Here is a 23,627-nt window from a genome sequence, read left to right as displayed (position 1 = left end):
AAAATGAACGTAGGTCTGATTTTTAGTATTGTCCCTCGATTGCTGCCGACATTTATGCTGGGGCTTGTCGCATTATTAGGTTTGCTGATGATGCGCAAAACCTTCAGTGAAGTCATTACCGGCACCATCAAAACTATGGCAGGTGTCATTATTCTCTTCTCTGCTGTGGATTTGCTTAGCGGAGTCATTTCACCGATCTCGACCATGTTCAGCAAAGTGTATGCTTTCCAAGGGGAAGCCGTCGCGGTAGACTGGACGGCGTTCTTGAGCCAATATGGCGTACCCGTCATTCTGGTGATGGTGTTCGGTTTCCTGGTGAACCTGGTTCTAGCGCGTGTAACAAAGTTAAAATATGTGTTCCTTACCGGTCACATCATGTTCTGGAACGCCTTTATGGTTGTCGCCGCTCTGGCAGATGCTGGAAAAATCACTGGTGTTCCGTTGGTTGTGATCGGCAGTTTGATTCACGGCGCTCTCTCCACAATTTTGCCTGCGTTAATTGCGCCATTTGTTTTCAAACTGACTGGCAACAAAGACTTCACTATCGGCCACACCACCACCAGCATTGCTTTGGTGGGTGCGTGGATTGGTAAACTGGTTGGCGATCCCTCAAAATCCACTGAAGACATGAAGATCTCAGACAGCTTGAGTTTCCTCAAGTCGATGACCATTTCCACTTCAATCATTATGTTCCTGCTCTACTTGGTCATGGGCTTTATTGCAGGTCCTGCTTGGGCTGCAGAGACTTTCTCAGGTGGTTCCCAACCAATTTGGTACTTGTGGATTATTTACCAGGGTATTCTCTTTGGCGCCAGCCTCACAATCCTGCTCACGGGCGTTCGCCTAATGCTGGGCGAGATTGTGCCAGCTTTCCACGGTTTTGCTAAGAAAGTGGTTCCCGATGCCATTCCCGCCCTCGACTGCCCAATGGTATTCCCCTACGGGCAAAACGCGTTGGCAATCGGCTTCCCGATCGCGATGATTGCTTCCTTGGTTACATTGGTCGTTTTTGGCGCATTTGGTTATCCCTACGTTCTGCTCCCACTGGTTGTGGCAGCTTTCTTTGATGTTGGCCCTGCCGCGGTATTAGCTAACGCAACCGGCGGACGCCGTGGCGCGATTGTGGCTTCCATTGTAGGTGGTGTACTGCTGATCGTGTTGCAGGCCTTGTCGTTGCCCTTTGTGGCGAATACTGCTGCTGGCTTCATTAACGCTTTCGGTGGTAACGATTTCTCCTTGATTGCGATTGTAGTTGGTGGTATTGCCAGGTTATTAGGCTTCTGATCCTTTTGGTTCTTTCCTCCCTCCTCCCTCAAGGATTTGAGGGAGGAGCCCCTCATTCTATTCAAGGTGAAATATGCTTCCGATTGGTATCCATCTATCCTATTGGCAGGTATCCTGGTCTGATGATTTAGAGCCTCTGATCTTCAAAGCAAAAAAGGCGGGATTTGATGTCGCAGAATTTCCTCTCTTGAATCCCTTGGATTTAGATTATGAACGGCTGAGAAATGCTTTGGTTGCAGAAGGCATGCTTGCCAGTTGTGGAACAGGTCTTGGGCCAACCACCGATATCTCAAGCCCTGATCCCAAAATACGCCAGGCGGGATTAGATCATCTGCAAGCATGCTTTGAAGGCGCAGAAAAATTAGGCAGCCCTATTTTGGGGGGAGTAACCTACGCGGCTTGGGGTATGTTCCCCGATCAGGGTTTTCGGCAAAGGCGGGATTTTTGTATTCAATCTCTCCGATTAGCTGGAAAAATGGCGGCAGACCATGGTGTTACTTTATGCTTGGAAGTTTTAAATCGATTTGAAGGTTACATCATCAACACAGCCGAACAGGGAATTCAGTTGCTGAATGAAATAGGCCATCCAAATATCAAACTCCATTTAGACACTTTTCACATGAATATCGAAGAGGACAACATCTTCGAAGCAATCATGAAAGCCGGTAATTATTTAGGTCATTTTCATTGCGTAGAAAACAATCGCAAAATCCCAGGGGAGGGGCATATACCCTGGTTAGAAGTTCAAAAAGCGTTAAAACTGATCCGATATCAGGGATATTTAGTTACAGAATCATTCGTTAACCCCGCTGGCGAAGTAGGTCGAGGTCTATCCATCTGGCGACCACTTGCGGATGATTTAGATCAGGCAGCACACCGCGCAGCGGAGTTTCTTAAGCATGAGGTTGCCAATGTTTGATCTGAAAAAGTTCAGAACTTTGTTTACTTTGTTATCGGTAAAATTTCAAGAAGAATGCCAGGCATTAAATAACCTGGATGCCGCCGTAGGGGATGGCGATCATGGATTTACCATATCCAGAGCTTTTACATCCGCTGACCATGTCCTTCAAGCGGAATACTCTGAATTAGGAAGTATGTTAGATACCGCCGCAGAAGCGCTGGCAGAAAATGCTGGGGGAGCAATAGGCCCTTTACTGGCAGCTTTCTTTGCTGAGGGAGGGATCGTCCTTCGGGGAAAACAAATTTGCTCAAATGAAGATTTGGCCAGTTTTTTTGAAGGGGGATTGAAGGCCGTAATGCAAGTTGGCGGAGCTGAACCAGGTCAAAAAACCCTGGTAGATGCGATCTTCCCGGCAGTGCAGGTATTGCGAGATAAAAAATACCAAACCCTAACAGATGCTCTAGATGCCGCAGAAAACGCTGCCAAGAAGGGTGCTCTCTCCACAAAAGAAATGGTCGCTGCCCATGGACGAGCTCACTTTTTAGGCGATCGTTCGAAAGGATATCAAGACGCTGGGGCCACCTCATTCGCAATGATTGTCAGTTGTTTTAAGGACGCCGAGGCGGGGAGAAGTGTTGGGATTCATCCTCAGGAATTCTCACCAATGAAGTTTCAACCTTCTGGAAAGTTTATCAATCATCCAGAAACGATGATCTCTGAAGAGAATGAAGGATTAGCGTTAGCGTATCCGGAAATCCTTACCTACCTTCCACAAGGTTTCCTGGTACGCGCATATAAGAAAGAAGCAGGAAAAGTCGGCCTTGCGATAGGTCACGGTGGAGGGCATACACCTTCTATGGGAGGATTGGTAGGCAAGGGATTGTTGGATAGTGATGTTTACGGGCCAATATTTACCTGTGCATCCGGTGTAAAAATAGCACATGCAATTGAACTGGCAGACCAGAGCGCTGGCGTCGCACTTTTAATATCCAACCACGCAGGCGATGTTCTCAATGCTCGGTTGGGAATGCGACGGGCTGAGCAGCTTGGCATTCAGGTGGAACCGGTTTATCTTGGAGATGATATTGCTACTGCCCCGCGTGCAGAGTTTGAAAAGCGTCGCGGATTAGGCGGTTTGTTGTTTGCCTTAAAAATTGGCGGGGCGGCGGCAGAAAATGGGAAATCTCTGGCAGAAGTAGCCGGGCTAATGCGCAAAACCAACCAGCGAACAGCCACGTTAGCAGTTGCCGTTCGCCCACCCACCCATCCCGCCACTGGTATTCCATTATTTGAAATGCCAATCGGACAGGTGGAAATTGGCACCGGGGTTCATGGTGAAGTGGGTGTTTACCGTGGAGACTTGCTGCCCGCGGATGAAATCATTGATTTGATTCTTCCAAAACTGGTAGACGATCTTTCTGACTTCCATGAGAAACAGTTTTTGATCTTTTTGAATGGTTCTGGCGGCACATCAAGAATGGAACTCAATATTCTTTATCGCCGCGTGCATCATTCACTGCAAAACCAGGGATTTGAGATTGCTGGCAGTTTGGTTGATTCACTTTTCACCACGCAAGAAATGGGTGGTTTCTCCCTTTCGCTTTGTGCAGTGGATAAAGAATTATTAGAGTTATGGAACGAGAATGCATCGGCGGCCTGCTTCCGTTGGCCGATGTTTTAATCATCATTGCACATTTCATCATTGATGAATTATGAATATGAGGCAAATATGAAGAATATGAGAAAATTAAGAATCGGCCTGGCCGGGGTAATGACTACACCATTTCGAGGCGATAAAGAAGGCAACTTCCAAGAAGACTGGCAAGCTCTTTCTAAACTGGCAAATTCACTTGGCTTCGAACTAAAGACAATCAAAGAAGGAATTTACAATCAAGACCAAGCGAATAACGCTGCCAGAGAATTGCAAAATTGGGGCGCAGATTTTATCTTGCTGCAAAATAGTTCTTTCGCTGCAGGTCAATTCATTTACCCGTTTGCAGACACCAAAATTCGTCTAGGATTATGGGCTGTAACAGAGGGAAAACCAACATCAGAGGGTGGCTTACCGCTAAATAGTTTTACCGGTCTCAATTTATACAACAGTCTGCTTAAAACCTTTCGAACTGATTATAACTTGCCAGTGAAATGGTTCTTTGGGCGACCCGGCCAACCTCTATTTGATCAACGATTAAGAGTTACCGTGCAGGCTTTACATGCTGTAATAAATCTTCAAAACTCGCGAATTGGCCTGATTGGTGGGGTTGCCTCTGGTTTTGATAATCTGATTGTTGATCCTCGCAATCTTAAGAGAAAAATTGGCGCTGAAGTAATTATTCTAGATTTTGACACCCTCCTCAAAGAAGCGCAAGCAATCAAGGATCAAACCGCGATTCAAACAACGGCTGAGGGTTTTATTCGAGTAAATACTCAATTCGACAAACGGATGGTTCCACAGCTTGAGAAATTAAGCCGCCTGGAGATCGCTTATCAACACGCCGCTGACAATTTTGGATTGGACGCAGTTGCAGTCAGTTGCTGGCCTCGGTATCAATCAGATTATGGGGTTGCCGTATGCAGTTTAATGGGGCAATTGAATTCCACTGGGTTGATCGCCGCTTGCGAGGGAGACGTGCCAAGCGCGGCTGGAATGCTCGCCTTACATTATATGAGTAGCGGGGATGTGGTCACGTTAATGGATTTGGTCACTGTAGATGAAAACGATGACAGTGTGTTGCTCTGGCATTGTGGACCCACCTCACCTATACTGGCAGACAACAAGGGCACCCGGATGCAGTCGTTATGGCTATTTGACCAAGACCAAAAGCCCCCTACGGGACTGCACAATGATCTGGTCTTAAAGCCTGGCGAGGCAACTGTCATGGGGTTCACACCCGATTTTGAGCAATTGTTGGTGTTGGATGGAGAAATAGATAATCAGAAACCTTCTTACGTAGGCAGTCGCGGATGGTATCGCAATCTTCGGGTTGGCGCTGAACCCGCCAGTGTGCCAGATGTTGTGCAAACACTCATGAATAGCGGCTACCAACATCATTATCCTTTAGCATACGGGAATCTCATGCCTGCCGCAATGGAAATGGCTGGCTGGTTAGGCATTAAGCCAATTAAAAAACAAACTTACACTGATTACCTCATACAATAGGTGCCTTATGCTGGTAACTTTAGCAGAAATACTAAAAGACGCAGATTTGCACGGTTACGCGGTTATCGCTCCCGATTTCCCTACAATTCAAGTGGCGAATTCGATTTTAAAACATGCTGAGGAACTTCAAGCTCCGCTCGCATTAAGTTTTTCTCCATCGCTGAAACCTGCGACAGGCGTCTCTGACTACGCTCATTTTATTCGGATCATTCGCGAGTTCGCTTCCCAGGCAAAAATTCCAGTCGCTTTGCATTTAGACCACGCTTACGAGATTGATGATATCCGCGAAGCAGTCGATTTGGGATTCACTTCGGTGATGATTGACGCCAGTTCTGAACCATGGGAAGTTAACGTTAGCCGCACACAAGAAGTTGTTCGTCTGGCACATGCGGTTGGTGTCTCTGTTGAATCGGAGTTAGGTCATGTTGGTACCGGTGGTAAATATTTATCCAAAGACAAGAACCGGGCACTTCTTACCGATCCGGATCAGGCAGCCGAATTCGTTCGACTTACCGGCATTGACGCGCTGGCTGTGGCAATCGGCACAATTCATGGAGAGTACCAGGGCGAACCTAACCTGGACTTTGAACGACTTCAAAAACTCGATTCTGTGGTCAATGTGCCACTAGTGCTTCACGGATCTTCTGGGACGGGGGAACACAACCTGCGCCGGACTATCGCCACTGGGATCAGAAAAATCAATGTCTATTCAGATTTAATGAAAGCGCTTCACGCAAGTTTATTTGATGTTTTACAGAATCCATCGTCTACGCCTATAGAGATTACCGCATCTCAAGATGCGGCAGTAAAAAAAATAATGGACGAATACCTGAATCTTTCAGGGAGTATTGGCGCAGGCAGACATTGGAATTTAGCCACACAAGAGCGAGTGAAGCTGCTTTTCGAACAAGGGTATACCTGTGCAGAGGCGGTGTTTATGGCCTTTGCGGAAAAAGAAGGGTTTGCTTCTGACCTTACTCAATTATTCGGAACCATGCTTGGCGGTGGAATATGCAAGCAGGGTAAAACATGCGGCGCATTATTCGGTGGACTGGCAGTGATCGCCGCCCGCCAATCGAGTATGTTGCCGCTAAAAAAAGAGCAGCGAAAACAATCCCGGCAAGCGGGTATCGAATTAATGCAGCACTTCAAAACCATACACCCTAGCACAGAATGTGTTGATCTCACAGGTCTCATTCTGAATGAAGCTGAGAGTGCTGCGGTATATCAGCAAAACCACACTGCAGATCATGTCTGTTTACCAGCGCTGTTTAGTGTCGCTGATTGGTTGGAAAATCATCATCACTAGGAAATTCTTCATGAATTTTGAAAAACTTAAAAAAATTCGCTGCTATCTATTGGATATGGATGGCACCATATTTTTAGGCGGCAAGTTATTACCCGGCGCCGCCGATTTTTTGGAGTTGCTTCGTCAGCGTGGAATCCCCTTTTATTTTTTGACGAATAACTCATCCCGATCAAAAATCGAGTACGCCAATAAGCTGTCGCATCTCGGGATTCAGGCGCCTGAAAACCAGATATTTACCTCAGGCGAGGCGACGGCTATCTTCATTAATAAACAAAAGCCAGGGGCCAGAATTTTTGTTGTCGGCACCCAACCATTAGAAGCAGAAATGCGGAATCATGGCTTCCATCTGGTAGAGGAGCAACCAGATTTCGTTGTATTGGGCTTTGACACAACTCTCACTTACAACAAGCTTTGGAAGCTTTGTGATTTCGTTCGCGCTGGCGTTCCCTACATCGCCACACACCCGGATTATAACTGCCCCACAGAAACAGGATTCATGCCTGACATCGGCGCAATGATCGCTTTTGTTGAGGCTTCCACCGGCAAGTGTCCCGACTACATTATTGGGAAACCCAATTTGCCGGTCGTGGAAGCCATGGTGGAAAAAACCGGATATGATGTGAAAGAATTAGGAATGATTGGCGACCGCTTATATACCGATATCGCCTTAGGAAGAGCGGGGTTGACCACCGTGCTTGTCCTTTCTGGAGAAACCAAATCACAAGACTTGCTCTCATCCGAGTTTACGCCCGACTATGTGATGGAAAATTTGGCCGAACTGGTTGAAGTTTATAAGTCGTTATGATTCAAAACTTTTTAAAATTAAAAGATCCATCCTGTTGACGGAAAGATTGTCTCCTTTTACAACCCACTTTTATTCTATATCTTAGGGTCATTTATATTCAAATATCCATAAAAACATAATGACTTGCCAGCATAAAAATGTTTACCAATATGCCACTCCTCGCTACTCTCCATGACCAAGGCGGAGATCAACTTTAGAACATGAACCTCATTTGTAGAAACACCAAGCCCTCTCGTCTATCTCCGGATATCTTTGTTGATCCTCCCCAAGCTATTCATCGGAGATACAAACGGAAATTGAAAAACATCCTCCTCAGAAAGGTTTTCCTCAAGACAGGCTGATTTTCGTCGAGCAGAAATGGCATACTTCTATGACGCGGCGATTTGGAGATCATCTGCTGTCTTCAGATCAGGGGTATCCAACTTGGATTAAAATATTTACTGGCATCGATTGCGGCAGCATGGAATACTCCGCCGTCAGCCAGCCCACTCCGCGCCCCGCCATCCAATCGGGCACCTTCTCTTCAACACACACATTGCACAGCACGCGCGTTTTGCCCATATCCACCAGCACCGACCCATGCGGGTAATCCACATAATCGGTCGTAAAGCACAGCGGGCGAAGTTCATCCGGTCTGCGGCCGTCCTGGCGCATTTTTTGTTCTGGCATCTCAGCTCCATTCTGGGTTGGCTTTCCGTTAGTTTAACACGAAATTGACAAACGATTAAAAAATTGTAAATTTCCTAATTGACAACCTGGATATGAATCACTATTATATTAACTGGATGGGTCAACCCATATACCTGTCAACGGGGTGATTATGAAGAAGATTGTTCGCTCAAGTTATTTGCCAATGTATATCCAGATCAGCGATATCATTCGCGAAGCCATTCAAAATGGCGAACTTTGTGAGAATGACCGCGTATGGTCTGAACGAGAAATCATGGACAGGTTTGACGTCAGCCGCAACACCGCCCAAAGCGCGATTGATGAGCTGGTGAAAAATGGTTTACTCACTCGCATTCAAGGCAAAGGCACATTCGTCAGTAACTGGCGGGTCAACATCGGTTTACAAAGCCTGGTCAGCTTTAGCGAGGCCACTCGCATTAAAGGGAAAACCCCCAGTTCAAAAATAATCTCCTTCACTACCGAAGAGCCCAGCAAATCCGTTGCCCAAAAACTGGAAATAGAGCCAAACGCTGCTGTGTACAAGTTGGAACGCTTGCGCCTGGCAGATGATTTGCCCATGATGCATGAAGTTTCTTATTTACCGGTGTCCCTCTTTCCCGACCTGACTCGTTTCGATTTTTCGCAAGAATCGCTCTTTGCTGTCCTGGAAAAAGAATACCAGGCACAAATCGGCTGGCAAAAGCAGATAATCCACCCTCTCATCTCAACCGCCTACGAAGCGGAGCTGCTATCCGTCAGCGCGGGTGTGCCCCTGATCGAAACAGAAGGGATCACCTATTTAGAAGACAATACGCCCATCGAAGTCAATCGCCTGATTTATCGCAGCGATTTATACGAACTCTCAGTCATCTCAAAACGCAAATAAAACCAGGAGAGAAACAATGAATATCGGTTTAATCGGTAGCGGCGGACGCGAGCATGCCATTGCGGCTGCCCTGACCAGAAATCCCCAACGCGATCATCTTATCGTTTACGGCAACAGCAATAATGTTGGCATCGAACGTCTTGCGCAGGTTTACCATAACGGTTCGCTCACCGATATTCAAGCCATCGTTTCCTTCTTCACAAAAAACCCGGTTGATTATGTGGTGATTGGCCCTGAACTCCCCCTCACCCATGGGGCCGCTGACGCCATCAGAGCAGCCCATATTCCGGCAGTGGGGCCCAACCAGTTCCAGGCCCAGCTGGAAGGCAGCAAAACCTTCATGCGTGACTTGATGCAGAAACACATTGGTTGGGGCAGCCTGCGCTGGCACAAAGCCCACACTTGTGAAGAAGCGCGCCTTTTCATCGAAGAAGTCGGTCAGGCTGTGATCAAACCCATTGGCCTAACGGGGGGGAAAGGGGTTCAGGTGATGGGAGAGCACCTGCATTCCACCGAAGAAGCCCTTGTTCTGGTCGATCAGATTTTGAAAACTGATGGGGTTGTGCTGTTGGAAGAGCGGTTGGTTGGAGAAGAATTCTCACGCATTGCCCTGGTTTCAGATGGCAATATTGTTCCCATGCCCATTGCCCAGGATTTTAAGTATGCCTACGAAGGCGATAAGGGTGGCATGACTGGCGGTATGGGTTCTTATACCATGATCGACGGCCGCATGCCGTTCCTGGCTGACTCAGACATTCAACAAGCCGATCGCTTGATGGCCGAGGTGGTGACAGCCCTGGAAAAGGTGAGCGGCGCTCCTTATCGCGGTTTTCTCTATGGCCAATTTATGGCGACCCGCGATGGGGTCACGATCATCGAATTTAACGTCAGGCTCGGTGACCCCGAAGCTATTAATGTGATGGCTTTATGGGATTGCGACACTGCTGAAATCTTACATAATGCTGCCCTGGGAACACTCAGGCCAGAAGAATTAACTTTTGAAAAACAAGCCTCCTTGTGCAAATACCTGGTGCCCGCTGGTTACCCGGAAAAAACACAAAAAGACCTGGTATTCAACCTGGATGAAACCAAAATTTTCAACGCTGGGTTCGATATCCGCTATGCCTCTGTTGAAAAAGCGGGTTCGGAATTTCGCACTCTGGGATCCCGCACGCTGGCCATCATTGGCAAAGGAGAAAATCTCGCCGCTTTATCCGAAGAGATGGAGCATCTCCTTCAAGCCATCGAACCGCCGGTTCTTCGCCATCGCAAGGATATTGGCACGCAAGACACCCTGAATCGGAAAACAGCCCATCTGCAGCAATTGAGGTCAAAAACAGACCATGCCTGAATTCTCTGTTGATCTGGCGTTATTACAAACACTAACCGCCATTCCGGGCGTATCCGGCAGGGAGCAGCCGGTCGCGGAATTTATCCAAAAAAACTTGCCGCGCGAATTTGACTGTGCTATCGACGGCCTTGGCAACCTGACAGCTCACCTGCCAGGCAGCGGACCCAAGCTGGTGCTGCTCACCCACATGGATGAGGTCGGGCTGATCGTACAGCAAATCAAACCCAATGGTTTTCTGTCCGTTGAACGCATCGGAGGAATCAGCATTCGCGCTTTGCCAGGATCACGCATGGATTTATGGACAGAAACCGGGAAGTTACCTGCACAAATTGGGCTTCTACCTGGGCATTTGGATAAAGGCGATCCTCCAAAGCTCGAATCGCTCTATGTAGATATTGGCGCCCGTTCTGCGCAGCAGGCCGCTGAAATGGGTGTGCAAATTGGTGATGTTCTAACCTGGCCACATCAATTCCAGCAAACCAGTCCCAACAGGGTTAGCTGCAAAGCCCTCGATGACCGCCTGGGATGCTTTGCCCTGATGCTCCTGGCACAAAGGGTTTCCAATTTGCAGCTAAACGTTGACTTAACGCTGGCCTTCAGTGTGCAGGAAGAGAATATGCTCAGCGGCAGCCTGCCAATCATGCGGCGGATTGAACCAGACATTGTGATCGGCATTGATGGAACCCTGGTGTTTGATACGCCAGACCTGGACCACCAGCAGAGCGGCATCCAATTAGGATGCGGACCCGTCCTCAAATGGATGGATGCCATCCGCGGCAAGCTGGCCGCCTACCTGCCCGATCTTCGGTTGAGCCGCCAAATCCGCCGTCTGGCCATCAACCACAACCTGCCTTTGCAACAAGAAGTGATGACCGGCCTCACCACTGCTATTACCCCGGTTCCTTATCAGGCGAATGGCATAAGAACCGCGGCCCTTTCTCTGCCTATTCGCTACCATCACACTCCCATTGAAAGCGCCGATCTTGACGACCTGGCGGTGCTCATTGATCTCGTTCAGCTGGTGATTTTGGAAAACAGTTTATAAGGAATTCAATCTTTTACCTTGGAGCAGCCATGCAAGAACCAAAAATATATCCAAAGATTAAGGTCGACCATCTGGGTGTTACCTACGAAATGGGTGGCCGGCAAAAGGTCAATGTATTACAGGACATTGATTTTGAAGCCAATGAAGGCAGCTTTGTGTGTATCCTCGGCCCCAGCGGATGTGGCAAAAGCACCCTTTTTAATGTTATTGCCGGGCTCATCTCGCCTACCAGAGGCAACATCTACCTGGACGGCCAATCCATTAACGGTAAAACCGGATTGGTTGGCTATATGTTTCAAAAAGACTTACTGCTGCCTTGGCGCTCAATCATCGAAAATATTTACCTTGGGGCGGAAATCCAAAAAAGAAATATGCCCGAAAGCGCCGCCAAAGCCCAAATGCTGGTTGAAAAGTATGGTTTATCTGGATTTGAAGATTATTATCCCAAATTCCTTTCTGGTGGCATGCGCCAGCGAGCCGCATTTTTACGCACCATGATGCTGGACAATAAAGTAATGCTTCTCGATGAGCCTTTTGGTGCGCTCGACGCTCAGACTCGCTTATCCATGCAAGAATGGCTGCACGAAGTCTGGAGAGACAGCAAAAAAACCATCATTTTCATTACTCACGATGTCGACGAAGCAATTTTCCTTGCCGAAAAAGTATTGGTTTTGAGTCACCGCCCTAGCACGATTCTGGAATATGTGGATATCCCACTTCCTGAAAACCGCAATTATGAAATGATGGGCGAACCTGAAATCATCAAACTACGTTCAGAAATGTTCAAAATCATCCGCCAGGAAAGCCAAAAATCACTGGGCGGCAAAGACGCCGGGGTAGAGTCCGACCCTGTTATTTTGTAAGGAAAACCACATCATGGAACAAAAGAAGAATAAGTTCAAAGAAAATTTGCCACCCATCTTACTGATATTGGGTATCGTCGCCCTGTGGGAAGCGGCCTCCCTTTGGTTCAAAATTCCAGATTATCTGCTGCCAAGACCATCTCAAATAATCTCCATCAGTTTTCTAAAACGCGCATCCCTATACGCGCACCTGATGGTCACCCTGGAAGAAGTTCTGCTGGGTTTTTTGGTCGGGTTTGTTGTGGGCTACATTCTTGCATTACTGATGTTCTTCTCAGAAACGCTGCGGAAAGCCCTTAACCCAATTGTTGTGATCTCTCAAACCATTCCAGTCATTGCCCTCGGCCCCATTCTGGTGATCTGGCTAGGCTACAACATCTGGCCCAAAATTATTGTCGTCGCCCTGATCGTTTTCTTCCCGGTTACTGTCAATACCTTCGACGGCTTGGTTTCCTGCGACCCCGACCTTATCACCTTGCTGAAATCCATGGGCGCCAGCAAATGGCAAATTTTCACCAAAGTTCAATTGATGAATGCACTACCCTTCATCACCTCAGCAACCAAGGTGGCCATAACGTATTCGGTTATTGGCGCAGTGGTTGCGGAATGGATTGGTTCGGATAAAGGCCTCGGAGCCTATATTCTGCAATCCAACGCCCAGATTCGGACCCCACAGATGTTTGCCGCCATTTTAATCACTTCACTGATGGGTATCCTTATGTTCTTTGTCGCCCAACTCGCAGAAAACCTGCTCATCCCCTGGCAAAAAGGAGGCAAAACCAAAAAGAAGAAATATATCGCTTGAGGTTGCAAAAATTGTCTTGAAATTAGCGTGTCGTGTTCATAGAAGATAAAGGAAGAGGTAAAAATGAAGAAAAGTGTCTACACCATTTTTTCAATTCTGATCCTGGCATCGATCTTATTAACAGGCTGCCAGGCTGCGCCTGTCGCGGAATCACAAGAAGCCGCACCGGCGGAACTGGAAAAAGTCACTATTGTCGCAGATTGGCCTACCCCGTGGGTCGGTTTTATTCCCTGGCTGGTTGCTCAAGAAAAAGGTTTTTATGCTGAAGAAGGCCTGACGGTAGAGACCATCCTACCCGCCACCGTTGCCGATCCGCCAAAGTACGTTGCGCTGGGTAAAGCTGACTTTGCATACACCACCCAATTAGACGTGATCCTTGGCCGCGCGGCGGGTATTCCCATCGTGAGCACCGCTGCTGTCTTCCGCTACAACAACTGGGGCATCATTTACCCCAAAGATGGGAATGTCAAAGAGCTCAAAGACATCAAAACCTTGAGTCTTTATGAGAACACCTGGGATCATGCCTGCTTCAATGCCATGATGGCGCATGAAGGCCTGGATGTATCCACCGTGAATATCCTGCCCTCCACTTCCGACACGGTTCCGCTCTTCCTGGCTGGTAAAGTAGACGCAGTTGGCGGCATCACCAATGCCGAACAAACCGAAGTTCTCATTACCGGTGGTGAAGAAACAAACATTTTCATGGGCCGCGATTACGGCGTGCCGGATGTTTATGTGTATGTATTTGCCTCGTCCAATCAGTTCCTCACCGAGCATCCAGAAACCGCTGAAAAGTTCATGCGCGCCACTTTAAAGGGCTTGCAATATTCGGTCGACAATCCGGAAGAAGCGCTGGACATCTTCATGAAAATCTATCCGGAAGCGTTGAGCGAAGAGTACGCGAAAGCTTCCTGGGAAGCCACTGTGCCCGTCTTCAAGACCGACAAATACGGTTATCAAGTCCCTGCGCTGTGGACAGAAGTTCAAGACTTCATGCTGGAGATTGGGCTGATCGAAGAAACCGCCCCCGTTGAAGAGTTATTCACCAACCAATTTATTGCTGAATAATTATTGGTATAGAAGACAACCCCATAAAGGTAAAGAAATTTACCTTTATGGGGGCTCTACTAGAAAGAGTGGAGAGAATGGAAAACGCTGATATTTTAGTCGTTGGGGATTTAAACATTGACTATCTGGGTAAGATTCCCTTCTTTCCCGCGCCAGACGAGGAAGTCGCTATCGATCCATTAGATGGGTATTTGGGCGGTTCTGGCGCGAATTTTTCTGTTATTGCTGCCCGTTTGGGTCTGAAAGTTGCGTTTTACTCTGCTGTGGGAAATGACCCGCTTGGATCGATCTTGATCCAGATGGTAGAAGAAGAGGGTGTCTCCATTGAACATATCAAACGTGTAGATGGTGTTGCCTCCGGGCTGGTTTTCGGCGCGATTGATCCTGATGGTGTCCGCCGCTTATTTTGCTATCGCGGAGCCAATTTGTACTTATTCCCGGCCGATATTCCCACCCAGGCCATCGCATCGGTTCAATGGCTGCACCTGAATGGCCCTGAATTTACTCTTGCGAGCGACTTGCTCAAGCGATCTCGCGAGTTGAAGATCCGCACCAGCATGGACCCCGGATCCATTCTGATCGAGGAACACATTATTGATGATCTTTTACCCCTAACCGATGTTCTATTCTTAAATGAAGTTGAATTCGAGAAGCTGACAACTGGCCGCAATTACATTGAAAGAGCGGAATCCCTGCACCGCAAGGGGGCAAACTGGATCGCGCTGAAACACCAGGCCGAAGGTTGTGTTTTATTCCGCAAAGATCACACCCCCATTATCCAGAACGCGTTTTCAATCACGGCTGTGGATTCAACAGGTGCGGGCGATGCCTTCAACGCCGGGTTGGTTTATGGAATCCTCAATGAGTTTGAGATTAACAAAAGCCTGAAACTGGCTAACGCCGTAGGCGCATTAACAGCCATGTCTACGGGCGCCACATCAGGTGTTCCAAAAACTTACCGAGAAGTTGAAGATTTCATCCAGCATGCAAGTTTCAATTCAACTGCTTTAACGTTGCAATAATTCATAAACAAAGAGGTTAATATCCATGATAAATCCGAAAGATTATGGGATTACTGAAAAAGAATACGCCGTCATTCAGAAAGATTTACAGCGAGACCCCAATCACGTTGAGATGGGTATCTACTCAGCTATGTGGTCAGAACACTGCAGCTACAAACACACAAAACCCCTGCTTAAACAGCTTCCCACTCGCTCCAGCTTCGTTGTCCAGGGCCCTGGTGAAAATGCGGGGGTCGTAGCCATCGACCAGGATTGGAATCTGGTCTTTAAGATCGAATCCCATAATCACCCCAGTTATGTGGCGCCCTATGATGGCGCTGCAACCGGTGTGGGCGGATTATTGCGAGACATCATGGCAATGGGTGCCCGACCTGTGGGCGTAAAAGCCTTGCTGCGTTTTGGAGACATTAACCAACCGAACATCGCCCGTTTGGTTAGCGAAGTGCGCCGGGGAGCTGCCTATTATGCGGCAGGCTGTGACGTAGCCTCTCTCGGTGAAGAGCTGTTCCTCCATTCTTCTTTTGCGACCAATCCCCTCGTTAACGTCATCGTATTGGGGCTGGCCAGATCTAACGCCATTATGCAAAGCAGTGCGGGTGGGGTTGGGAACCAATTTATCTACTTTGGACGCCCAACCGGCACTGATGGTGTCAACGGCGCATCGTTCGCTTCTCAAGGAATCGATGAAAATACCAAAGCCCAACCCCCTGCCGGTGAAGCAGCCACTGGTAACGACCTGATGATCGCCACGCTCAAATTAATCGAAGCCGGGCTGGTGGAGGGTTTGCAAGATATGGGAGCCGCTGGCCTCACTTCTTCCTCGTTTGAAATGGCGCACAAAGCCGGATGCGGCTTTACAATGAACCTTGATCTCCTTCCAAAAACCAGTGAACAAATCAGTGGATATGAGCTGCTGCTTTCAGAGACACAAGAACGCATGCTTGCTGCGGTGCGCCCAGAGCATGTCAACTCTGTAATGAAAATGCTTGCAGAGTTTCCCAGTTTATCGGCGAGTGTGATTGGAGAAATCACTGCAGACAAACAAGCCATGATCTCCTACCGTGGCGAAGTGATTGCCAATATGCCCGTACAATCGGTTGCAGACGGTTTTGTTCGTTACTCAATTTCGGGAGAAAACACCAAGTCAACTGGTTCTTCGCCGATGGAGCCTCTAAAGCAGGAAGTAAACTCGGTTTGCCGTGTCAGGGTTGAAACAAACAAAGAAAACTCCTCATTGAAAGCCAGTCAGTTGAGCCCTCTGTCTGCGCAACAAACAGAAGGACTCTGCTCGGCCATTGAACTGCCCGAAATAAACAAAAAAATCTTGCTAAGAACTCTTTCCAACGGTGCCGAGATCGTGAAAGATCCTTATCGCAGTGTTTACCAGGTAATCGCACAGGCACATAATGACCTCAAGTCTCTGGGGGCACAACCGATTGCGTTAAGTGATTGCTTGAATTGCGGTGATCCAGATAATCCTCAAACCGCTAACCAGATTATTGAAGGCATCCGAGGCATGGCAGACGCCTGCCGCGACCTGGAAATACCGGTTATTGGCGGCAACGTATCGCTGTATAATGCCACCAATGATAAATCGATCTTGAGCCAATTCATCATCGGCATGGTCGGGATCATGGACCTGGAGAATTAAACATGGCTGCTCTGTCCGAAATTTTTCCCAAAAAGAAATTCATCATTGGCATGATTCATCTGCCAGCCCTGCCCGGCACACCGAATGGGAAGAATGCCCGTTTTTCTGAGTTAAGCAAGTATGCCCTGCAAGAATTGGATGCGCTGCAATCGGGTGGCGTGGACGGGGTAATTGTTGAAAATTTCTGGGACCTTCCCTACTATCCCGAACGGGTCGACACGGTTACCATTGCGGCTGAGGCGGCATTGGCCGGCCTTATTGTGGAACACGCCAGTATACCCGTGGGTATTAACGTCTTATACAATGATTTCCACGCAGAGCTGGCTATCGCGCGCGCCGTCAACGCCAGCTTTATCCGCGCAGAAGTGTTTATCGACCCAGCTATTTCCGAAACCGGCCTGATCCCTGCCAGCAGCGCCTTTATGATCCGCGAACGATCAGCTCTCAATGCCGACCAGGTTGCGATTTTCGCTGATGTTCATGGAAAAAATACGCAAGTCATCTGGCAGCGGGAAATCACAGAATCGGCTGTTGATGCGGAAACTCGCGGACTGGCTGATGCCATTATTGTTACTGGGGCGGGTACCGGCAAATCGGCCTCATTGGAGGATTTGCGCAGTGTGAAGGAAAAAATCCACATACCTCTGCTGGCGGGCAGTGGCGTCAAACCATCTACTCTTTTAGATATCTTCTCTGTATGCGATGGCGTTATTGTTGGCTCCTATTTTAAAGAAGCCGGCAACATTCACGCCAAAACAGATGTGGAACGTGTCAGAGAATTAACTCGCTTGAACACATTCTAGCCCTCATAGACTCCCCTGATATGAGGGTGATTGAGAAAAGAACCAGGCCCCATATACCTGGTTCTTTTCATCTCACTGAATCCACACTCAAATGCCCGCTTCCGCCAAAACCCGACGGTTTCCAAAAAAAGCCTTATAGCCAGTTAAATGCTAAAATAAGGCTGTATGTTTACTCGAATCCCGGAAAGGTCTGCACAGATGAAGCATCGTTGGATTCTCGTTACCGCCCTTTTCTTATCCGCCTGCGCACAGCCCACTCAGACTCAAAACAATCCAGTTGCCAGTAAGCCTGCCGCACCCATGCCTACGTGTACCCCACCCATCTTACCAACCAGCACCGTTACCCCCCTGCCCCAACCTACCAGCACGCCCGAACCGCTTCCGCCTGCCCCCATTTCGCCGAAAAATCTGGCAGACTTAACCCAGGTCTACAACATTTCTCTGGCCGACATCCGCAGAGTTCATTTCTCGCAAGATGGAAGCCAGATCGCGGCAGCCACGGGTAACCAGGAAAATTTTGGCGCGTTTACTTTCGCCAGCCCAAGCGGCGAACCACTGTACACTTACCAGCCTTATGATGGAATCGTGTGGGACCTGGATATTTCCAAGGATGACCTCTGGATGGCCACCGCAGCAAACAGCGCTGACGGCCAAGGGATCGCCGTCTGGAACCTGGTCAACCAAACCCTGGATCAAAAGATCGGGCAGCCGGCCCAGCCGGATTGTGTGGCATTCTCGCCCGATGGCAGCGTGCTTGCCGCCGGGGGGCTTACCACCTGGCCGGATGGTGAAATCTGGTTGTATGAAGCTGCTACCTGGACGCCCCTTCTCAATATGGAGGCACCCGGCCAAAACATCCTGGCGCTGGAATACTCCCCCGACGGCAGTATGCTCGTCTCGGCGGGCACAGACGGTATCATCCGCATCTGGAGATCGCGGGATGGCTCGCTCTTGCACACGCTGGATTATGCGCCACAGGCAAGCCGAATCACCTTTTCTCCCGGCGGGGAACTGCTGGCCTCCACTTTTTGTACCGATTTCGACAGCGGCGGCTGCACCACTGGTGGGGTTGTGGTGTGGCGAACGGCAGACTGGAGCATTCTTCAGGTCTTTGAAGACCTGGCGCAAGACGTTATCTTTTCTCCCGACGGTCAATTAATGATCACCGCCTCTGGTTATCATGACCCGTTAATCCGCTTTCGCAGAACCATCGATTGGTCGGAAATCTACACAATTTCAGATAACGCCCAGGCTCTGGCGATGAACCGCCTGGGCAACCAGCTGGTCGTAGCCAACCAGAGCGGCATCCAAGTCTGGATGGTAAAGCCACAACCCGTTCAGTAACCAAGAAAAGGTGGGGTGAACATGCGCGATTTCCTGTCCAACGTGCCCGCTTCAGAGGTTCCCGCTCCGGTGAGACATAACCTGAACCGCATCCTCTCCGCGGCTCTGCAGGCCGTGTCTCCAGAAGAATGCACCGCCAGCGCCTTGACAATCGAAGGACAAAACCTCCGCGCCGGTTCCTCCACCTTCGAGATCCGGCACATTCGCTCGGTACGCCTGCTGGCGATTGGCAAAGCCGCCCAACGCATGGCTGCCGGCGCGGCGATAGTGCTGCGCTGTCTGCCTGTGCCATTAACAGGGCTGGTTATTAGCAAGCACATCGACCCTGCCATACAGCTCCCGAAGGATGTCGAGGTCCTCAGCGGCGGTCATCCCGTTCCAGATCAATCCAGCTTGCAGGCCGGACGCCGCGCGTCCGAATTTGCGCAAGCCTCGCAAGAAGGCGATCTTTTGCTCTGCCTCATCTCTGGAGGCGGTTCCGCGCTGGTCAGCCTGCCGGTGACAGGGGTAACCCTTGGCGACCTGCAGGAGTTGACCCGCCAATTATTGGCCTGCGGCGCTGAAATTCAGGAGATTAACGCTCTTCGCAAACATCTTGATCAGGTGAAAGGCGGTGGTATCGCGCGCCTGGCGCAGCCCGCCCGCGTGGTCTCGTTGATCCTTTCGGATGTCATCGGCAACCCTTTGGATGTGATCGCCTCCGGGCCTACCGTTCCCGACCCCAGTTCGTTTTCCACCTGCCAGTCCATCCTTGAGAAATATGATCTCGTCGATGCCATTCCTGCTGCCATCCGCTTGCACCTGCAGAAGGGGCTGCGGGGGGAGATCGTAGATACTCCCTTTGAGGGTGACCCGCTCTTTGCGAACGTGTCCAACTGGGTTGTCGGTTCCAATTACAACGCCGCTCAGGCCGCGCTCGCGGAAGCCCGCCAATTGGGTTTTCAAAGCCTGCTGCTGACTACCTATTTGCGCGGCGAAGCCAGCCAGGCTGGGCTTACCCTGGCCAGTCTGCTGCGTCAGATTCACGCCAGCAGAGAGCCGCTCCCCCGCCCCTGCTGCCTGGTCTGCGGCGGAGAAACGACCGTTACCCTCGGCCGTGAGTACGGCAAGGGCGGTCGCAACCTCGAACTGGCGCTCGGGGCCGTGCAAGAGCTGGCCAATCTGCCGCGGGTGGCGCTCATTTCGCTGGCCACCGACGGTGAAGACGGCCCCACCGATGCCGCCGGCGCGGTAGTTACCGGGGGTACGCTGCAAGCCGGGTTGCGGGCAAAACCATCTATCAACGCCGCGCTTTCTTCTCACAACGCATATCCCTACTTCGAGCAAACTGGCGGACTGATCCGCATTGGTTCTACCGGCACCAACGTCAACGACCTTACCTTTTTGTTTGCATGGTAATGAAGCTTTCGGTTGAATAAAAGAAGAGCAGTCCTTTGCAGAACTGCTCTTCCTGTGAAATAAGCATCTTTTTTACCGGGCTGGAACAGAAATCTCCATTTCTTTGCCATCACGCAGGATATTCAAAGTGAACCCAGCATTGGCAGGCAGTTGAGCCAATAGATGACTCAGCTCCTGAATATTTTCCACGTCTTTGCCGTTGACCGCGGTGATCACATCCCCGCCAATCCGAACCCGTTGGCCATCGATCGTGGCAAGAGTGAAACTGCCCTGCAGACCAGCCTTGTCCGCCAGGCTGCCCACCTGCACCTGTTCAACCAGCACACCTTTTTGGTTGGCGTCCAGGTTCATGGCATCATTGACCGCTTTGGTCAGTGTCATCCCAACGATTCCCAGGCGCACGCCGCGCTCTTGTGAGAGTTCTTCCGCCTTTTCTTCTTGCGAAGACGGTCGAGGGGCCAGGGTAACATCAAAGGATTGTTGCTTGCCATCACGCAAAATATCCAGGGTAACCTTTTGACCAACGTTGGTGTTGGTGGCCAGGTAGGCAATCAAATCTTCCATCTTGGAAATCGGCTGACCGTCAATCGCGGTGATCACATCGCCGCCAACCGTAACTTCGACACCATCGATGGTAATTTGCTTTCCGCTGCCGCGCAAACCAGCCTCCTCGGCAGGGCTGTTGGGAAAGACATCGCGCACCAACACACCCCGTTGATCAGACGGCAGATCCATTGCTGAGGATAAGTCGGGGATTAATGTCGTTCCGCTGATACCCAACCATGCGTGGTTGTAAATGCCGTCCTGGATCAACTCCGGCACAACCTTGCTAACGATATTGGAGGGGATGGCAAATCCAATCCCCGCGTTGCTGTTCGTACTCGATTCGATGGCCGCAGTAACGCCAATCACATTTCCCTGAACATCCAAAAGAACGCCCCCCGAGTTGCCTGGATTAATCGGCGCATCCGTCTGAATAATATTGGGAATGGAATAGCTGGTTCCGCTGTTCTGGTTGGCAGGCAGCGAGCGGCCGATTGCGCTGACAATCCCGGTAGTCATTGTTCCTTCCAACCCATACGGATTCCCAATTGCGATTGCCAGCTGCCCGACCTTTACCGTGTCTGAATCAGCAATAGAAACCGGCTGCAGCAAATCAGGATCAGCGTCCACTTTTAGCACCGCCAGGTCGCTGTCGGGGTCAGCACCTACCAACGTAGCTGGTAAAATGGTGCCATCGCTGAAAATGACCTCAATCTCTTCCGCGCTATCGATCACATGGTTATTCGTAACAATATGTCCGTCCTTGTCCCACACAAAACCCGAACCAAGCGCGCTGCGGAACTGCTGCTGAGGTTCGCCATCCGGCATATTGAAGAACGGGAAACCAGGAATTTCAAAGGGCAAAGAATCACTCACTTCAACACTTTGCTTTACCTGGATATTCACCACCGAAGGGTTGACCCTGACATAAACTTGTTCCAGCGTGTTCTGAAAAGTGGTAACGAAATCTCCTTCGGCATTTTCAATCGCGGGCATAGAAACTGCCGGTTCAGATGGTGCTGGCTCTTGGGTTGGGCTGGATTTCGCCAACGGAGCTGCGTCTTCAGCCGTTTTCATAGTGATTTCAAACGGCAGCGACAAAGTCCCACAAGCCGAGAGTGTGATTAAAACAATCACAGAGAAAAGAGATAAAAGTAAGGTGTGTTTCTTCATGCTTACCTCCAAAGATATTGAGATTGAATTGATGGTTCTTTGAATTCAATCCATATCTTAAGCAAGAAAAGCAGAAACGTCCTTACAATAAGACTAAACAAACCTTATGATTACCTTAAGAAAAAAGGGATGCGCTTGTTCTTTTATGCGCTCTGAATGGGAATGCGAAGCATAAAGCAGCTCCCTTGACCCGGCGCGCTGGTCAGCTTAATCTCTCCCCCATGCGCCTGCACAATATCGCGGGCAATGCTTAAGCCCAACCCCATCCCCTCCACAACGCGGCGATTTTGCGCCCCATGGTAAAAAGGCTGGAAGATTTTTTCCTGCTCCTCCGCCGCAATCCCTGGGCCGCTGTCGGCAACTCCAATCTCAAGCCATCCTGAATTGACACTGGTTTCAACCCGAATTGCTCCCCCTGCGGGCGTGAATTTGATCGCGTTGCTTAATAAATTACCTACCGCTTGCGCCATCCGGTCAGGGTCCATCTCAACCGCAGGCAGGTCTGTCGGTACGCTCACCTGCCAACGCACACCCTTTGTGTCAGCTTCCGCCCTCCAGGGAGAAAGGACCGTTGCCAGCCAGTCCGCAATTTCCACAGGCTTGCGTTTTAAGTCCATCCGTCCAAGCGTCTGGTCATGCAAGCCCGCCAGGTCATTCAATAGCATTTGCAACCGTCCAATTTCACTATCCATGCCGGTCAGCAAATCCTTGGCAAGCTCAGCGTCTTTGTCTGCCCCCTTCAAGAGAGCCTGGCTGGCCGAGTGCAAAGCCCCTAATGGGCGGCCCAACTCATGCACCAGGTTCGAAAGCAGTTGCTGGCGCGTTTTTTCCAGATTTTGAAGGCGGTCCACCAGCAAGTTGACCTCTTGTGAAAGGGCTTGCAATTCTTCGGGCCCCTCAACCTCCAGATGAGTTTGCCAATTGCCATTTGCCAACTCGCGAATCGAACGGGAAACACGCTGGATCGGCTTGTTGATAGAAATAGCCAGATAAGAGCCAAACCCCACGCCTGCCAGCACACCCAACAACAGCACTCCCCCCAGGATATAACGCAGCTGGTAAACCTCATCAGTAACTGTAACTACCTGGGTTGTCATGCGAACAACGCCAATCATGCGGTTATTCAAGTCATACACGGGGGCAAACACTTCTGCCAGCGTTCCGCGCTTGAGCTGAATAGTCTGCCCTTGCCTGACTGCTTTCATGTCAGGTAATTCCACCACCTCCCCACTCAAATCGCCAGCCGGCGCCCGGCTGGTAGCCAGCAGATTACCATTGGTTGTAAGAATCGAAAGGCTTCCGCTCAAATAAGGGCTGACGCCGTCTACAAGCGCCTGGGCTGCCTCACCATATTGCCAGAAAACCGGCTGGTTGCGGGTGATTTCCGCCATCAGAGTAGCATCCTTCTCCAGATTCCGGTATACCATAGGGAGCAGCAGGCGTGTCTCCAGCACATATAGCATCGCCACCCCCAGTAAGGGAATGACAAGCAGTGCCGGGAGAATGTGACTAATGATCAGACGGGTATGTAAAGATCGAGCCATACA

General features: G+C 49.8%; 20 protein-coding genes. 17 read left to right on the top strand and 3 right to left on the bottom strand.

The features are described from left to right. Nucleotides 1-3 precede the first annotated feature (3 nt). From ADN00_RS05960 to ADN00_RS05930, 6 genes are all read left to right on the top strand, one after another. Nucleotides 4-1,284, top strand: coding sequence for a PTS ascorbate transporter subunit IIC (locus ADN00_RS05960; RefSeq protein WP_075062045.1), 1,281 nt, complete (start codon nucleotides 4-6; stop codon nucleotides 1,282-1,284). Nucleotides 1,285-1,357: 73 nt separating this feature from the next. After that, entirely contained in the window at nucleotides 1,358-2,203 is an 846-nt protein-coding gene (locus ADN00_RS05955; protein ID WP_075062044.1) for a sugar phosphate isomerase/epimerase family protein, read from the top strand. Further along, nucleotides 2,196-3,866 (top strand): dihydroxyacetone kinase subunit DhaL, encoded by a 1,671-nt coding sequence (dhaL, locus tag ADN00_RS19495; RefSeq protein ID WP_160317473.1) that lies wholly within the window; start codon nucleotides 2,196-2,198, stop codon nucleotides 3,864-3,866. The genes ADN00_RS05955 and dhaL overlap by 8 nt, the downstream gene beginning before the upstream one ends. Before the next feature lie 48 nt (nucleotides 3,867-3,914). After that, nucleotides 3,915-5,345 carry a hypothetical protein gene (locus tag ADN00_RS05940; protein ID WP_075062043.1) on the top strand — a complete coding sequence of 477 codons (1,431 nt, stop codon included), beginning with the start codon at nucleotides 3,915-3,917 and terminating at the stop codon, nucleotides 5,343-5,345. Nucleotides 5,346-5,352: 7 nt separating this feature from the next. Continuing rightward, nucleotides 5,353-6,654, top strand: a complete 1,302-nt coding sequence (locus ADN00_RS05935) for a ketose-bisphosphate aldolase (protein WP_075062042.1) — start codon at nucleotides 5,353-5,355, stop codon at nucleotides 6,652-6,654. A 10-nt stretch (nucleotides 6,655-6,664) separates the two neighbouring features. After that, nucleotides 6,665-7,459, top strand: a complete 795-nt coding sequence (locus ADN00_RS05930; RefSeq protein WP_075062041.1) for an HAD-IIA family hydrolase — start codon at nucleotides 6,665-6,667, stop codon at nucleotides 7,457-7,459. A gap of 408 nt (nucleotides 7,460-7,867) precedes the next feature. On the opposite strand, the gene ADN00_RS05925 is transcribed toward ADN00_RS05930, so the two are convergent. Further along, entirely contained in the window at nucleotides 7,868-8,128 is a 261-nt protein-coding gene (locus ADN00_RS05925; RefSeq protein ID WP_075062040.1) for a hypothetical protein, read from the bottom strand. 151 nt (nucleotides 8,129-8,279) lie between these two features. Here ADN00_RS05925 and ADN00_RS05920 point away from each other — a divergent pair, with 151 nt between their 5' ends. From ADN00_RS05920 to ADN00_RS05870, 11 genes are all read left to right on the top strand, one after another. After that, nucleotides 8,280-9,014, top strand: coding sequence for a GntR family transcriptional regulator (locus ADN00_RS05920; protein ID WP_075062039.1), 735 nt, complete (start codon nucleotides 8,280-8,282; stop codon nucleotides 9,012-9,014). A gap of 16 nt (nucleotides 9,015-9,030) precedes the next feature. Then, nucleotides 9,031-10,365 (top strand): phosphoribosylamine--glycine ligase, encoded by a 1,335-nt coding sequence (gene purD, locus ADN00_RS05915; protein WP_075062038.1) that lies wholly within the window; start codon nucleotides 9,031-9,033, stop codon nucleotides 10,363-10,365. After that, entirely contained in the window at nucleotides 10,358-11,410 is a 1,053-nt protein-coding gene (locus ADN00_RS05910; protein ID WP_075062037.1) for a M42 family metallopeptidase, read from the top strand. The genes purD and ADN00_RS05910 overlap by 8 nt, the downstream gene beginning before the upstream one ends. Nucleotides 11,411-11,439: 29 nt before the next feature. After that, nucleotides 11,440-12,273 carry an ABC transporter ATP-binding protein gene (locus ADN00_RS05905; protein WP_201781149.1) on the top strand — a complete coding sequence of 278 codons (834 nt, stop codon included), beginning with the start codon at nucleotides 11,440-11,442 and terminating at the stop codon, nucleotides 12,271-12,273. 13 nt (nucleotides 12,274-12,286) lie between these two features. Beyond that, nucleotides 12,287-13,078 (top strand): ABC transporter permease, encoded by a 792-nt coding sequence (locus ADN00_RS05900; protein WP_075062036.1) that lies wholly within the window; start codon nucleotides 12,287-12,289, stop codon nucleotides 13,076-13,078. A gap of 63 nt (nucleotides 13,079-13,141) precedes the next feature. Then, the gene (locus ADN00_RS05895) at nucleotides 13,142-14,146 is read left to right on the top strand and encodes an ABC transporter substrate-binding protein (RefSeq protein ID WP_075062035.1); all 1,005 of its coding nucleotides are present in this window, start codon (nucleotides 13,142-13,144) and stop codon (nucleotides 14,144-14,146) included. Nucleotides 14,147-14,223: 77 nt separating this feature from the next. Continuing rightward, nucleotides 14,224-15,168 (top strand): carbohydrate kinase family protein, encoded by a 945-nt coding sequence (locus tag ADN00_RS05890; RefSeq protein ID WP_075062034.1) that lies wholly within the window; start codon nucleotides 14,224-14,226, stop codon nucleotides 15,166-15,168. Nucleotides 15,169-15,193: 25 nt separating this feature from the next. Next, nucleotides 15,194-16,819, top strand: coding sequence for an AIR synthase related protein (locus tag ADN00_RS05885; protein WP_075062033.1), 1,626 nt, complete (start codon nucleotides 15,194-15,196; stop codon nucleotides 16,817-16,819). A gap of 2 nt (nucleotides 16,820-16,821) precedes the next feature. Then, complete coding sequence (locus ADN00_RS05880) at nucleotides 16,822-17,622, top strand: BtpA/SgcQ family protein (RefSeq protein ID WP_075062032.1); 801 nt, start codon at nucleotides 16,822-16,824, stop codon at nucleotides 17,620-17,622. 300 nt (nucleotides 17,623-17,922) lie between these two features. Next, entirely contained in the window at nucleotides 17,923-18,966 is a 1,044-nt protein-coding gene (locus tag ADN00_RS05875; RefSeq protein WP_160317472.1) for a WD40 repeat domain-containing protein, read from the top strand. A gap of 21 nt (nucleotides 18,967-18,987) precedes the next feature. Further along, a complete protein-coding gene (locus tag ADN00_RS05870) occupies nucleotides 18,988-20,364 on the top strand; it encodes a glycerate kinase type-2 family protein (RefSeq protein ID WP_075062030.1) in 1,377 nt (458 codons plus the stop codon). A gap of 72 nt (nucleotides 20,365-20,436) precedes the next feature. On the opposite strand, the gene ADN00_RS05865 is transcribed toward ADN00_RS05870, so the two are convergent. Together ADN00_RS05865 and ADN00_RS05860 are read right to left on the bottom strand one after the other, a co-directional pair. Next, on the bottom strand, nucleotides 20,437-22,080 hold the full coding sequence (locus ADN00_RS05865) for a trypsin-like peptidase domain-containing protein (protein WP_075062029.1): 1,644 nt from the start codon (nucleotides 22,078-22,080) through the stop codon (nucleotides 20,437-20,439). A gap of 143 nt (nucleotides 22,081-22,223) precedes the next feature. Next, complete coding sequence (locus tag ADN00_RS05860) at nucleotides 22,224-23,624, bottom strand: HAMP domain-containing sensor histidine kinase (protein WP_082389921.1); 1,401 nt, start codon at nucleotides 23,622-23,624, stop codon at nucleotides 22,224-22,226. Between the last annotated feature and the right edge of the window lie 3 nt (nucleotides 23,625-23,627).

The sequence above is a fragment of the Ornatilinea apprima genome, from assembly GCF_001306115.1.
Lineage (GTDB): Bacteria > Chloroflexota > Anaerolineae > Anaerolineales > Anaerolineaceae > Ornatilinea > Ornatilinea apprima.
This window is presented reverse-complemented; position numbering and strand designations above follow the sequence as displayed.